At 52.2% G+C, this 14206-nt stretch carries 9 protein-coding genes and 7 tRNA genes; 13 read left to right on the forward strand and 3 right to left on the reverse strand.

Annotation, left to right across the window (positions count from 1 at the left end; translation table 11 throughout):
- Positions 1 to 72: 72 nt before the first annotated feature.
- Both glnS and nagE read right to left on the reverse strand, forming a co-directional pair.
- Positions 73 to 1740: a glutamine--tRNA ligase gene (gene glnS / locus OGW16_RS12580; protein WP_043015584.1), complete on the reverse strand. Its 1668-nt coding sequence runs from the start codon at positions 1738 to 1740 to the stop codon at positions 73 to 75.
- Between the two features lie 187 nt (positions 1741 to 1927).
- Entirely contained in the window at positions 1928 to 3877 is a 1950-nt protein-coding gene (gene nagE, locus OGW16_RS12585) for a PTS N-acetyl glucosamine transporter subunit IIABC (protein WP_047412672.1), read from the reverse strand.
- A gap of 342 nt (positions 3878 to 4219) precedes the next feature.
- On the opposite strand from nagE, the gene nagB reads away from it, so the two are divergent.
- The 12 genes from nagB (at position 4220) to OGW16_RS12645 (ending at position 11272) form a co-directional block, all read left to right on the forward strand.
- Complete coding sequence (gene nagB, locus OGW16_RS12590) at positions 4220 to 5020, forward strand: glucosamine-6-phosphate deaminase (RefSeq protein WP_003022803.1); 801 nt, start codon at positions 4220 to 4222, stop codon at positions 5018 to 5020.
- Positions 5021 to 5080: 60 nt separating this feature from the next.
- A complete protein-coding gene (gene nagA, locus OGW16_RS12595; protein WP_043015582.1) occupies positions 5081 to 6229 on the forward strand; it encodes an N-acetylglucosamine-6-phosphate deacetylase in 1149 nt (382 codons plus the stop codon).
- A gap of 8 nt (positions 6230 to 6237) precedes the next feature.
- On the forward strand, positions 6238 to 7458 hold the full coding sequence (gene nagC, locus OGW16_RS12600) for a DNA-binding transcriptional regulator NagC (RefSeq protein ID WP_075144993.1): 1221 nt from the start codon (positions 6238 to 6240) through the stop codon (positions 7456 to 7458).
- Between the two features lie 166 nt (positions 7459 to 7624).
- Entirely contained in the window at positions 7625 to 8377 is a 753-nt protein-coding gene (gene nagD, locus OGW16_RS12605) for a ribonucleotide monophosphatase NagD (protein ID WP_005121413.1), read from the forward strand.
- A 300-nt stretch (positions 8378 to 8677) separates the two neighbouring features.
- On the forward strand, positions 8678 to 10342 hold the full coding sequence (gene asnB, locus OGW16_RS12610; protein WP_003835552.1) for an asparagine synthase B: 1665 nt from the start codon (positions 8678 to 8680) through the stop codon (positions 10340 to 10342).
- A gap of 223 nt (positions 10343 to 10565) precedes the next feature.
- A tRNA-Met gene (locus OGW16_RS12615) sits at positions 10566 to 10642 on the forward strand.
- Positions 10643 to 10650: 8 nt separating this feature from the next.
- Positions 10651 to 10735 (forward strand) — tRNA-Leu (locus OGW16_RS12620).
- A 23-nt stretch (positions 10736 to 10758) separates the two neighbouring features.
- Positions 10759 to 10833 (forward strand) — tRNA-Gln (locus OGW16_RS12625).
- Between the two features lie 37 nt (positions 10834 to 10870).
- Positions 10871 to 10945: transfer RNA gene (locus OGW16_RS12630), tRNA-Gln, on the forward strand.
- A gap of 21 nt (positions 10946 to 10966) precedes the next feature.
- Positions 10967 to 11043 (forward strand) — tRNA-Met (locus tag OGW16_RS12635).
- A gap of 43 nt (positions 11044 to 11086) precedes the next feature.
- Positions 11087 to 11161, forward strand: a tRNA-Gln gene (locus OGW16_RS12640).
- Between the two features lie 36 nt (positions 11162 to 11197).
- A tRNA-Gln gene (locus OGW16_RS12645) sits at positions 11198 to 11272 on the forward strand.
- 120 nt (positions 11273 to 11392) lie between these two features.
- Here OGW16_RS12645 and ubiF read toward each other — a convergent pair.
- Positions 11393 to 12568, reverse strand: a complete 1176-nt coding sequence (gene ubiF / locus OGW16_RS12650; protein WP_043015580.1) for a 3-demethoxyubiquinol 3-hydroxylase — start codon at positions 12566 to 12568, stop codon at positions 11393 to 11395.
- Positions 12569 to 12713: 145 nt separating this feature from the next.
- Here ubiF and miaB point away from each other — a divergent pair, with 145 nt between their 5' ends.
- Complete coding sequence (gene miaB, locus OGW16_RS12655; protein ID WP_043017864.1) at positions 12714 to 14144, forward strand: tRNA (N6-isopentenyl adenosine(37)-C2)-methylthiotransferase MiaB; 1431 nt, start codon at positions 12714 to 12716, stop codon at positions 14142 to 14144.
- Positions 14145 to 14206: the final 62 nt, after the last annotated feature.

The following is a 14206-nucleotide window of genomic DNA, read 5'->3' on the forward strand; positions in this document are numbered from 1 at the left end:
GAGCCTGGCGCACGGTTTTTTTGCGAAAAAAAACGCCGCATGAAGCGGCGTTTAGACAGGATATGAGGCAGCTTATTCGCCCACTTTAGCCCACGTATCACGCAGACCAACGGTGCGGTTAAACACCAGCTTGTCAGCCGTTGCATAGCGGCTGTCGAGGCAGAAGTAGCCTTCACGTTCAAACTGGAACGCCTTGCCTGCAACCGCGGCCTGCAGTGATGGCTCGCCGTAGCCGTGTTTAATGACCAGCGACTCCGGGTTGATGACGGACAGGAAATCTTCCGCCGCACCTGGATTTGGTACGCTAAACAGGCGGTCGTACAGACGGATTTCAATCGGCAGCGCATGGGACGCGCTTACCCAATGAATAACGCCTTTTACTTTACGACCATCGGCTGGATCTTTGCTCAGAGTGTCCGCATCGTAAGTGCAGAAAATGGTGGTGATATTCCCTTCCGCATCTTTCTCTACACGCTCGGCCTTGATCACGTAAGCGTTACGCAGACGTACTTCTTTGCCCATCACCAGACGCTTGTACTGCTTGTTGGCTTCTTCACGGAAGTCTGCGCGATCGATCCAAATTTCACCGCTGAACGGCACTTCACGGCTGCCCATTTCCGGTTTATTCGGATGGTTAGGCATGGTGACCAGTTCGCTCTCGCCCTGCGGGTAGTTTTCGATAACCAGTTTCACCGGATCGATAACCGCCATCGCGCGCGGGGCGTTTTCATTCAGATCTTCGCGAATACAGGATTCCAGAGAAGCGATCTCAATGGTGTTGTCCTGCTTGGTCACGCCAATACGTTTGCAAAACTCACGGATAGCGGCGGCGGTGTAACCACGACGACGCAGACCAGAGATCGTTGGCATACGCGGATCGTCCCAGCCTTCAACGTGCTTGTCAGTCACCAGCAGATTCAGCTTGCGCTTGGACATCACGGTGTATTCCAGATTCAGGCGCGAGAATTCGTACTGGCGCGGATGAACCGGAATAGTGATGTTGTCCAGCACCCAGTCGTACAGACGACGGTTATCCTGGAACTCCAGCGTACACAGTGAATGCGTAATGCCTTCCAGCGCATCGCTGATGCAGTGGGTAAAGTCGTACATCGGGTAGATGCACCACTTGTTGCCGGTCTGGTGGTGTTCGGCGAATTTAATACGATACAGCACCGGATCGCGCATTACGATAAACGGCGAAGCCATATCGATTTTCGCGCGCAGGCAGGCTTTACCTTCTTCAAAACCCCCGGTACGCATTTTTTCGAACAGCGCCAGGTTCTCTTCGACGCTACGATCGCGGTACGGGCTGTTTTTGCCAGGCTGAGTCAGCGTGCCACGGTATTCGCGGATTTCGTCCGCTGACAGTTCGTCAACGTACGCCAGACCTTTATTAATAAGCTCTACCGCATAGGCGTGAAGCTGATCGAAGTAATCCGAAGAGTAGCGAATATCGCCAGTCCAGTGGAAACCTAACCATTCAACGTCGTTTTTAATCGACTCAACGTACTCGATATCTTCTTTAACCGGGTTCGTATCATCAAAACGCAGGTTGCACTGGCCCTGGTAATCTTGCGCAATGCCAAAGTTCAGACAAATGGATTTCGCGTGGCCAATGTGCAGATAGCCATTTGGCTCCGGCGGAAAACGTGTATGGATAGTGGTGTGCTTACCACTGGCCAGATCTTCATCGATGATCTGACGAATAAAGTTACTCGGGCGGGCTTCAGCCTCACTCATCGTGGATTCCTCAAAGCGTAAACAACGTATAACGGAACATGATCTTATAAGCGACGTCAGGAGACAACTATTAGTTGCACAAAAAAGGTGTTTCAACAGGATATATGAGGGTATTTGCTGCAAAAAAAAGCGGCGGAGGAAGATCCCCCGCCGCTTAAGGCACTTAACTCACTTTACTCAGGAGCAGTTATTTACCTTTAATCTCATACAGTGGTGTTTGACCAGCAACCACATGACCTTCGGCTTTAATGACCAGAGCGCCGAAATCATCGCTGTTGCTGCACACAACCGGGCTAATCATGGAACGTGCGTTGGCGTTCAGGTACTCCAGGTCCATTTCCAGAATCGGTTGGCCTGCAGTCACTTCCGCGCCTTCTTCAACCAGACGCTTAAAGCCTTTACCTTCCAGCGCGACGGTATCGATACCCATATGGACCACGATTTCCGCGCCTTTCACGGTTTCCAGACAGAACGCATGGTTAGTGTTGAAGATTTTCACGATGGTGCCCGCAGCCGGAGCAACCACGATTTTATCCGTTGGTTTTACCGCCACGCCGTCGCCTACCGCTTTGCTGGCGAAGGCTTCATCAGGAACCTGCTCCAGCGCAACGACGTCACCGGTAATCGGAGAAACCAGCGCTTCAACGGTTGCTGCGTTTGCTACAGCCTGCGGTTTTGCAACCGGAGTCGCTGCTGCTGGCGCAGTTTCGCCAGACGCTGCCGCCACCGGACCACGCGCGACAACTTTTTTCATTTCGTCGCCGATGGATTCAGCTTTCGCACCCACAATGACCTGGATAGTTTGCTTGTTCAGCTTAACCACTCCAGAAGCACCTAAACGTTTACACATCGCATCGTTTACGCGACCGGAGTCGGCAACGGTCAGACGCAGACGAGTGATACAGGCATCAATCGCTTTCAGGTTATCGGTACCGCCAACCGCTGCAATGTAGCTGGTTGCCAGTTGAGCCAAACCTTCTTCAGTGTTGCTGTTGGCTTCTTCAGTAACGATGTCGTCTTCTTTATCTTCGCGGCCCGGCGTTTTCAGGTTAAACATACGGATAACCGCGCTGAACAACACAAAGTAGATAACGAAGAACACCAGACCCATCACCACCAGCATCCAGACGTTCTGGCTTGCTGCCGGCAGGTTGTACATCAACACGTAGTCGATAGCACCTGCGGAGAAGGAGAAGCCTGCGTGGATACCCAGCAGTGTTGCAACGAACAGGCTGATACCTGTTAACAGTGCGTGCAGGAGGTACAGCAGTGGAGCCAGGAACATGAACAGGAATTCCAGCGGCTCGGTAACACCGGTCAGGAATGCAGTGATCGCAACGGACAGCAGCATACCGCCAACCATCGGACGACGTGCTTTCGGAGCCGCGAAGTACATCGCCAGCGCCGCACCCGGCAGACCAAACATCATGATCGGGAAGAAACCAGACATGAACATACCCGCAGTGCCGTCACCCGCGTAGAAGCGGTTGATGTCACCGTGGAATACGGTACCAGCGGCGTTAGTAAATTCGCCAATCTGGAACCAGGCGATGGTATTCAGAACCTGATGCAGACCGGTTGGGATCAACAGACGGTTGATGAAACCAAAGATACCGGAACCCAGTGCGCCTGCGCCCACGATCCACTCACCACCCGCATGGATGGCGTTCTGCACCGGTGGCCACACGTAGCCGAAGATAGCAGCCAGCACCAGACAGAAGAAGCCAGTGGCGATCGGCACAAAGCGTTTGCCGCCAAAGAAGCTCAGGAAGTCAGGCAGTTTGATACCAGACCAACGGTTATACACCGCACCGCCGACCAGACCGGTGATGATACCCGCCAGCACACCCATATTGATGGCCGGGTTAATGGTAACCATTGCTTTGGTCAATATGAAATAACCGACTGCACCCGCCAACGCTGCCGCGCCCGCGCTGTCTTTTGACCAGCTGGAAGCCACACCGATAGCGAAAATTAACGCGAGGTTATCAAAGATAGCCCCACCCGCTTGCGCGATGAAGGGTACGTTAAGTAAATCTGGTTGGCCGAATCGCAGCAGCAGTGCCGCGACTGGCAGCACAGCGATGGGGAGCTGTAACGCCCTACCCAGCCGCTGGAAAAAACCTAAAATATTCATTTTATTCCCCCTACGAGACCCCGATTAGGCTTCTTTGAAGCCATATTTTTATTGTGCGACCATTCCTGACAGCAAGATTCTGGAGCAACGATATTAACCATTCATCTACATTCAGAGTGTGTGAAAATTTAATTCGTATCGCAAATTAAACGCGTGTTTTTTGTGATTTCAGTCACCAAATATCGTTATTAAGCCTCCCTTCCACTGGCTAACTACGAAAACTTATTTTATCATTCAAAAAATCGAAACGGATTGATCCTTACCGATGCAAAACCAGGTTACGCTTAATACTGCACAGAGACTCAATCCGCCAACTGCTTACATTTACTTTTGAGGTGAAGAATGAGACTGATCCCCCTGAATACCGCTGAACAAGTCGGCAAATGGGCTGCTCGCCATATCGTTAACCGTATTAACGCGTTCAAACCAACGGCAGATCGTCCGTTCGTTCTGGGCCTGCCGACTGGCGGTACTCCGCTGACAGCTTATAAAGCATTGGTTGAAATGCACAAAGCGGGCCAGGTGAGCTTCAAACATGTTGTAACTTTCAATATGGATGAATATGTTGGCCTGCCGAAAGAACATCCGGAAAGCTACCATAGCTTCATGCATCGCAACTTCTTTGATCACGTTGATATTCCAGCAGAAAACATCAACCTCCTCAATGGTAACGCGCCCGATATTGATGCAGAATGCCGCCAGTATGAAGAAAAAATCCGTTCTTACGGTAAAATCCACCTGTTTATGGGCGGTGTAGGCAACGATGGTCACATCGCGTTCAACGAACCGGCCTCCTCTTTGGCTTCCCGTACCCGCATCAAAACGCTGACTCACGACACGCGTGTTGCTAACTCACGCTTCTTTGACGGCGACGTAAGCCAGGTGCCTAAATACGCCCTGACCGTTGGCGTGGGCACCCTGCTGGATGCCGAAGAAGTGATGATCCTGGTACTGGGTCACCAGAAGGCGCAGGCGCTGCAAGCTGCCGTTGAAGGCAACGTAAACCACATGTGGACCATCAGCTGTCTGCAGCTGCATCCGAAAGCCGTTGTGGTGTGCGATGAGCCTTCCACCATGGAACTGAAAGTGAAAACGCTGAAATACTTTAACGAGTTAGAAGCGGAAAATATTAAAGGTCTGTAATTGATGTCTCCGCCCTGTCGATAAGTTGCAGGGCGGCATTTTTTGAAATCGGGGGTCGGAATGTATGCTTTAACCCAGGGCCGGATCTTTACCGGTCACGAAATTCTTGATGACCATGCGATTGTTGTCGCCAATGGCCTGATTGACAGCGTTTGCCCACTGGCTGAGTTACCGTCAGGAATTGAACAGCGCTCACTGAATGGGGCCATTGTTTCCCCCGGTTTTATTGATGTACAGCTAAACGGCTGTGGCGGCGTACAGTTTAACGATACGGCAGAAGCCGTGACCGTTGAGACGCTGGAAATCATGCAGAAAGCCAATGAAAAATCCGGCTGCACCAGCTACCTGCCAACGCTTATTACCACCAGCGATGACCTGATGAAACAAGGCGTTCGCGTTATGCGTGAATACCTGGCGAAACACCCGAATCAGGCATTAGGGCTTCATCTTGAAGGTCCGTGGCTGAATCTGGTGAAAAAAGGTACTCATAATCCGGGATTTGTCCGTCAGCCGGACGCTGCGCTGGTCGATTTCCTGTGCGATAATGCCGATGTGATCACCAAAGTGACGCTGGCGCCAGAAATGGTCCCGGTCGAGGTCATCACCAAACTGGTAAATGCAGGTATTGTTGTTTCTGCAGGTCACTCAAATGCGACGGTAAAAGAAGCAAAAATCGGCTTCCGCGCAGGCATCACCTTTGCGACACATCTGTTCAACGCGATGCCGTATATTACCGGCCGTGAGCCCGGTCTGGCGGGTGCGATTCTTGATGAAGCCGATATCTATTGCGGTATCATCGCCGATGGCCTGCACGTTGACTACGTTAACATTCGTAATGCCAAACGCCTGAAAGGCGACAAGCTGTGCCTGGTCACCGATGCGACCGCGCCGGCAGGTGCAAACATTGAACAGTTCATTTTCGCTGGTAAAACAATATACTACCGGAATGGATTGTGCGTTGATGAGAACGGTACGTTGAGCGGTTCATCATTAACCATGATTGAAGGCGTACGCAATCTGGTCGAACATGCGAATATCGCTCTCGACGAAGTCTTACGCATGGCAACGCTCTACCCTGCTCGCGCCATTGGCGTCGACAAACAACTCGGCAGCATCGCGCCAGGCAAAGTAGCCAACCTGACTGCGTTCACGCACGACTTTAAAATCATCAAGACCATCGTTAATGGCAACGAGGTCGTTACTGAGTAAGAGAAAGAATGACACCAGGCGGACAAGCTCAAATAGGTAATGTTGATCTCGTAAAACAGCTTAACAGCGCGGCGGTTTATCGCCTGATTGACCAGCATGGGCCAATCTCGCGAATTCAAATTGCCGAGCAAAGCCAGCTTGCCCCCGCCAGCGTAACTAAAATTACGCGTCAGTTGATCGAACGCGGGCTGATCAAAGAAGTCGATCAGCAGGCCTCCACCGGAGGCCGCCGCGCTATCTCTATCGTCACCGAAACCCGCAACTTCCACGCCATCGGCGTACGCCTGGGCCGTCACGACACGACGCTCACGCTCTATGATATGAGCAGTAAAGTGGTCGCCGAAGAGCATTACCCTCTCCCGGAGCGCACCCAGGAAACGCTGGAGCATGCCCTGCTCAACACCATTGCAACGTTTATTGAGAGCTGCCAGCGGAAAATCCGTGAGCTGATTGCGATTTCCGTCATTCTGCCTGGCCTGGTTGATCCTGAAAGCGGCGTCATCCGCTATATGCCGCACATTCAGGTCGAAAACTGGGGGCTGGTCGAAGCGCTCGAAAAACGCTTCAAGGTTACCTGCTTTGTCGGTCACGATATCCGCAGTCTGGCGCTGGCTGAGCACTATTTCGGGGCAAGTCAGGATTGCGAAGACTCCATTTTGGTGCGTGTGCACCGCGGAACCGGGGCGGGAATTATTTCTAATGGCCGAATTTTTATCGGTCGCAATGGTAACGTGGGTGAGATTGGTCATATTCAGGTAGAGCCGCTGGGTGAGCGCTGTCACTGCGGTAACTTCGGCTGTCTGGAAACCATTGCCGCCAATGCCTCCATCGAACACCGCGTGCAGAACTTATTGAAACAGGGTTATCCAAGCCGGCTCACGCTGGATGATTGCAGCATTAAAGCTATCTGTAAGGCGGCAAATAAAGGCGATAATCTGGCAGCAGAAGTCATTGAGCACGTTGGTCGCCACCTGGGTAAAACCATCGCCATCGCCATCAACCTGTTTAACCCACAAAAAATCGTCATTGCGGGCGAAATTACCGAGGCTGATAAAGTGCTGCTGCCTGCAATAGAAAGCTGTATCAACACGCAGGCGTTGAAAGCGTTTCGCCACAATTTACCGGTGGTTCGTTCCACGCTGGATCACCGCTCTGCCATTGGCGCCTTTGCGTTGGTGAAGCGTGCGATGCTCAACGGTACACTGCTGCAACGTTTGCTGGAAAACTAATACACGTCATCCTTCGAGCTGCCTCTGCGTTAGCTACATCTGCTCACCCCGGTCACTTACTTCAGTAAGCTCCAGGGGTTCGCAGACTTGCCGCCTTGATGCAACTCGAATGATGTAGTGTATTTTGTGTATAGTAATGCCTTCTTTTTTTAATGTCGGATTGTCCATGGCCATTAAGAATGTAATTTGTGATATCGACGGCGTGCTGATGCACGACAATGTTGCCGTACCAGGTGCGGCAGAATTTCTGACTGGGATCCTGGAAAAAGGCCTGCCGTTAGTTCTGCTGACCAATTACCCTTCACAGACCGGGCAAGATCTGGCGAACCGCTTCGCCACCGCGGGTGTAAATGTCCCTGATAGCGTCTTTTATACTTCCGCCATGGCTACCGCTGACTTTCTACGCCGCCAGGAAGGGAAAAAAGCCTATGTGGTAGGTGAAGGCGCGTTAATTCACGAACTGTATAAAGCCGGATTTACCATTACCGACGTGAACCCCGATTTTGTGATTGTTGGCGAGACGCGTTCCTATAACTGGGACATGATGCATAAAGCGGCATATTTTGTGGCCAACGGCGCGCGTTTCATTGCCACAAACCCGGATACTCACGGTCGCGGCTTTTATCCCGCCTGCGGTGCGCTGTGCGCCGGTATCGAAAAAATATCTGGCCGCAAGCCGTTTTATGTCGGCAAACCCAGCCCGTGGATTATTCGCGCGGCGCTCAATAAAATGCAGGCGCACTCGGAAGAGACCGTTATCGTTGGCGACAACCTGCGTACCGACATTCTGGCGGGCTTCCAGGCCGGTCTCGAAACCATCCTGGTATTGTCTGGCGTTTCGACGCTCGACGACATTGACAGCATGCCGTTCAGACCAAGCTGGATTTACCCGTCCGTCGCTGAAATTGATGTGATTTGATTCGCAGGCCGGATAAGACATGAGTTCGTCTTGTTCGGCAAATTTGCGGCGTTATTGTCGGTTGGCGGTATCAACACCTTATCCGGCATACGGAAACCCTTCCATTTAACAAAACCGCCATAAAATTACCGATTCATCAATAAACACGTCTATTTTGTAATCTTTTTTCACCAATCCACAATGACCATTGCGTTTTTTATTTTCTGGCCCGTAATTCGCTTGCGCCCTCTCCAGCTTTGCGGCATTTTCTTTATCAAGCAAACATAAAAAGCATCACGCAACAGGTTAACGGAGAAGGTTATGTGTTCTATTTTTGGCGTATTCGATATTAAAACTGACGCAGTTGAACTGCGTAAAAAAGCCCTGGAATTGTCTCGTCTGATGCGCCATCGCGGCCCGGACTGGTCGGGAATTTACGCCAGTGATAACGCCATTCTGGCACACGAACGTCTGTCCATCGTCGACGTCAACGCCGGTGCTCAGCCGCTGTACAACGTGAAGAAAACGCATATCCTGGCGGTTAACGGCGAAATTTATAACCACCAGGCGCTACGCGCTGAGTACGGCGATCGCTATCAGTTCCAGACGGGTTCCGACTGCGAAGTTATCCTCGCGCTGTATCAGGAAAAAGGCCCAGAGTTTCTGGATGACCTGCAAGGCATGTTTGCTTTTGCCCTGTATGACAGCGAGCAAGACGCATATCTGATCGGTCGCGATCATATCGGGATCATCCCACTGTATATGGGTTACGACGAGCACGGTAACTTCTACGTCGCGTCTGAAATGAAAGCCCTGGTTCCCGTGTGCCGCACAATCAAAGAATTCCCGGCCGGTAGCTATTTATGGAGTAAAGACGGCGAAATTCGTCAGTATTACCAGCGCGACTGGTTTGAATATGATGCGGTAAAAGATAACGTTACCGATAAAAACGAGCTGCGTCAGGCGCTGGAAGATGCGGTGAAAAGCCACCTGATGTCAGATGTTCCTTATGGAGTACTGCTGTCCGGCGGTCTGGATTCCTCCGTCATTTCCGCGATCACTAAAAAATACGCGGCGCGCCGTGTTGAAGATCAGGAACGTAGCGAAGCCTGGTGGCCGCAGTTGCACTCCTTCGCAGTCGGCCTGGAAGGCGCACCGGATCTGAAAGCCGCACAGGAAGTAGCGAACCATCTGGGTACCGTGCACCATGAGATCCACTTCACCGTGCAGGAAGGCCTGGATGCTATCCGCGACGTGATTTATCACATCGAAACTTACGATGTCACGACGATTCGCGCCTCGACGCCAATGTACTTAATGTCGCGTAAAATTAAAGCGATGGGCATTAAAATGGTGCTGTCTGGTGAAGGCTCTGACGAAGTATTTGGCGGCTATCTCTATTTCCACAAAGCGCCAGATGCAAAAGAACTGCACGAAGAAACCGTGCGCAAGCTGCAGGCGCTGCATATGTTCGACTGCGCCCGTGCCAACAAAGCGATGTCGGCCTGGGGGGTTGAAGCTCGCGTGCCTTTCCTGGATAAGAAATTCCTTGATGTGGCGATGCGCATCAACCCACAGGATAAAATGTGCGGCAACGGCAAAATGGAAAAACACGTTCTGCGCGAATGTTTTGAGTCCTACCTGCCGGCTAGCGTCGCATGGCGTCAGAAAGAGCAGTTCTCTGATGGTGTCGGTTACAGCTGGATTGATACCTTGAAAGAGGTGGCTGCTGAGCAAGTTTCTGACCAACAACTGGAAACCGCCAGCTTCCGCTTCCCTTACAACACACCATCGTCGAAAGAAGCGTACTTGTACCGTGAGATTTTCGAAGAGCTGTTCCCGGTTGCGAGCGCTGCGGAATGCGTACCGGGCGGGCCGTCGGTTGCCTGTTCTTCTGCCAAAGCGATCGAATGGGATGAGGCGTTTAAAACCATGAACGATCCATCTGGTCGTGCGGTTGGCGTGCATCAGTCCGCGTATAAATAAGTCAATCCTTAGAAAAGAGCCCTGCAGGGCTCTTTTTTTATGTCTGTTTTCTGTGCAAAAAAACAATTAATAACTAATAATTGCCGAATATTGCGCCATGCTGTTCGCAACCTAACCAAACAGTCACATTCCAGCTATTTTCAATGAAAAAGGGGTTGACGCTTCAAGGCTCAATACGCATAATGCGCCCCGCAACGCCGATAAGGTTACGCGAAAAAAAGATGGCTACGTAGCTCAGCTGGTTAGAGCACATCACTCATAATGATGGGGTCACAGGTTCGAATCCCGTCGTAGCCACCATCTTTTTTGCGGGAGTGGCGAAATTGGTAGACGCACCAGATTTAGGTTCTGGCGCCGCAAGGTGTGCGAGTTCAAGTCTCGCCTCCCGCACCATTCACCCGTAAGCGTTGCACGGATGGGGTATCGCCAAGCGGTAAGGCACCGGTTTTTGATACCGGCATTCCCTGGTTCGAATCCAGGTACCCCAGCCACTTTTTCTTCGATATAGCGGTTCACCGCAACGGTCATTGGGGTATCGCCAAGCGGTAAGGCACCGGTTTTTGATACCGGCATTCCCTGGTTCGAATCCAGGTACCCCAGCCATCGAAGAATATGTTAGTATTTGGCTACGTAGCTCAGCTGGTTAGAGCACATCACTCATAATGATGGGGTCACAGGTTCGAATCCCGTCGTAGCCACCATATTAAGGACGTATCGACTCGTTCGGTAAATCCAAAAAATTGTTGGGGTATCGCCAAGCGGTAAGGCTCTGGTTTCTGATACCAGCATTCCGAGGTTCGAATCCTCGTACCCCAGCCAATTTCAAAAAGTCATCCACTCAGTGGGTGCGCCCGTTGGGGTATCGCCAAGCGGTAAGGCTCTGGTTTCTGATACCAGCATTCCGAGGTTCGAATCCTCGTACCCCAGCCATATTAAAAAAGCTCGCTTCGGCGAGCTTTTTGCTTTTCTAACACCGGGTGACGGCAAGCCTTACCCGACCTACATGACTCGTAGGCCTGATAAGCGTAGCGCCATCAGGCACCACTCGAGCTACAATCCTAACGCATACTTCAGCGCCTGACGCTTCAGCACACCTGCGCGCTCTGCGGCCATTAACCCGAGATTACGCATGATACGCAGCGGCTGCAGGTTGTTGCTAAATCCGGCGTAAAACAGATCCATGCCGCTTTGCATGATGAAATTGTCAGTCATACGACGGTTCTGATAACGCTTCAGCACCGGCTGACTAGCCCAGGACTCGCCATAGCTGCGCGCATTCACCAGCACATCAATCAGCGCATCCACATCACGGAACCCCAGATTAACGCCCTGCCCCGCCAGCGGGTGAATGGTATGCGCGGCATCACCTACCAGCGCAAGGCCTGGCTGCACATATTGCAGCGCGTGACGGCGCGTAAGCGGGAATGCCCCCGCCGCCACAGGCGTAACGTTACCGAGTCGTGTAGGGAAATGTTTGGCGATCTCCGCCTGCAGTTGCGACATGCTCAACCCCTGCAACTGGCGGATTCGCGCCGGTGAGTCATACCACACCAGCGAGGCCCAGTTATCGAACAGCGGTAAAAACGCGCGCGGACCGTCTGGGGTAAATTGCTGCCAGGTGCTGTCTCCCGGTGAATTCTCGCATTGCACGGTAATCAACATACAGGACTGCGCGTATTGCCAGGCATGGATACCAATCCCTGCCATTTTCCGCACCTGAGAATTTGCGCCATCCGCACCGATGACCAGCCTGGCGCTGATCTTTTCACCGCCTGCCAGTTCAAGCTCATGTCGATCGTTATGTTGATGCAAAGAGAGAAGCGACGCAGGCACGCGCAACGTGACTTTAGGGTGAGCTTCCAGCGCCTGCCAGAGTGCCTGTTGCAGAACCGTGTTTTCCACCATATAACCCAGCAAGGGTAGCTTAAGCTCGGCGGCATCAAACATCACATGGGCATTTTCCCATTCCCACGTTTCCAGACGACGATAAGGATGGCTGCGCATCCCTTGAACCGTATCCCAGACGCCCAGCCCCTTCAGCAGCGACACGGAGGCGGAACTAATGGCCGAAATTCTGACATCAGGCTGTTCGTCTGCCACAAACGGCGCAGGAACGACATGTTCAATGACCGTTACCGCAAATCCATGCTGCGCCAGTCCCAGCGCCAGCGCGCCGCCGACCATCCCCCCGCCGACAATGGCAATTTCCGTTGGTTGATTTGTCATGGTCAATTATCCTGTTACATGTATTGCGTAAGTTTACAGGATTTTTTACCCCTTGAGGCTGACATCCGTCATACTGGTCACAACCGCGCCAAAGCAGTACACTATGCGCCCTGCATTTCAGCCACAATTTCGCAAGAGCAAGTCGATGACCAAAAAACTCCATATTAAAACCTGGGGCTGTCAGATGAACGAATACGATTCATCGAAGATGGCCGATCTGCTGGATGCCACTCATGGGTATCAACTGACCGACGTGGCCGAAGAAGCGGATGTGCTGCTGCTGAATACCTGCTCTATCCGTGAGAAGGCTCAGGAAAAAGTCTTCCATCAGTTGGGTCGCTGGAAGCTGTTAAAAGAGAAGAATCCCAAGCTCATCATCGGTGTCGGTGGTTGTGTTGCGTCTCAGGAAGGCGACCACATTCGCCAGCGCGCCCACTATGTCGATATTATTTTTGGCCCGCAAACCCTGCACCGTCTACCGGAAATGATCAACAAAGTGCGTGGAAGCACCACCCGTAGCCCGGTGGTTGATATCAGTTTCCCGGAGATCGAAAAGTTCGACCGTCTGCCGGAGCCGCGTGCTGAAGGCCCAAGCGCGTTTGTGTCCATCATGGAAGGTTGTAATAAATATTGTACTTACTGCGTGGTGCCATACACCCGCGGTGAGGAAGTCAGCCGTCCGGCGGATGATATTCTGTTTGAAATCGCCCAGCTTGCGGCGCAAGGCGTGCGTGAAGTGAACCTGCTGGGGCAAAACGTGAACGCCTGGCGTGGTGAGAACTACGACGGCACGACAGGATCGTTTGCCGATCTGCTGCGTCTGGTCGCGGCGATCGACGGCATTGACCGTATCCGCTTCACCACCAGCCATCCGATCGAATTCACCGATGATATCGTTGAAGTTTATCGTGATACGCCGGAACTGGTGAGCTTCCTGCACCTGCCGGTACAGAGCGGTTCAGATCGCGTGTTGAATCTGATGGGGCGCACCCATACCGCGTTGGAATATAAAGCGATCATCCGCAAACTGCGCGCAGCGCGTCCGGATATCCAGATTAGCTCTGACTTCATTGTTGGTTTCCCGGGTGAAACCACGCAGGATTTCGAGCAGACCATGAAGCTTATCGCTGACGTCAACTTTGACATGAGCTACAGCTTTATCTTCTCTGCGCGTCCTGGCACCCCTGCTGCCGATATGGTTGACGACGTGCCGGAAGAAGAGAAAAAACAGCGTCTGTACATTCTGCAGGAGCGCATTAACCAGCAAGCCATGGCCTGGAGCCGTCGTATGGTCGGCACGACCCAGCGCATTCTGGTTGAAGGCACATCGCGTAAGAGCATCATGGAACTGTCAGGCCGTACCGAAAATAACCGTGTGGTGAACTTTGAAGGCACTCCGGAGATGGTCGGTAAGTTTGTTGATGTAGAAATTACCGATGTCTGGACTAACTCCCTGCGCGGTAAAGTGGTGCGCACCGAGGACGAAATGGGCCTGCGCATCGCAGAATCCCCTGAGTCGGTTATTGCGCGTACCCGCAAAGAAAACGATCTGGGCGTCGGTATTTATCAGCCTTAATCCTGCTGAAAAACGTAAACAAGGCCCGATGGCGCTATGCTTATCGGGCCAACACTCCCAGG

It is taken from the genome of Citrobacter sp. Ce104 (assembly GCF_030334595.1).
GTDB lineage: Bacteria > Pseudomonadota > Gammaproteobacteria > Enterobacterales > Enterobacteriaceae > Citrobacter > Citrobacter europaeus.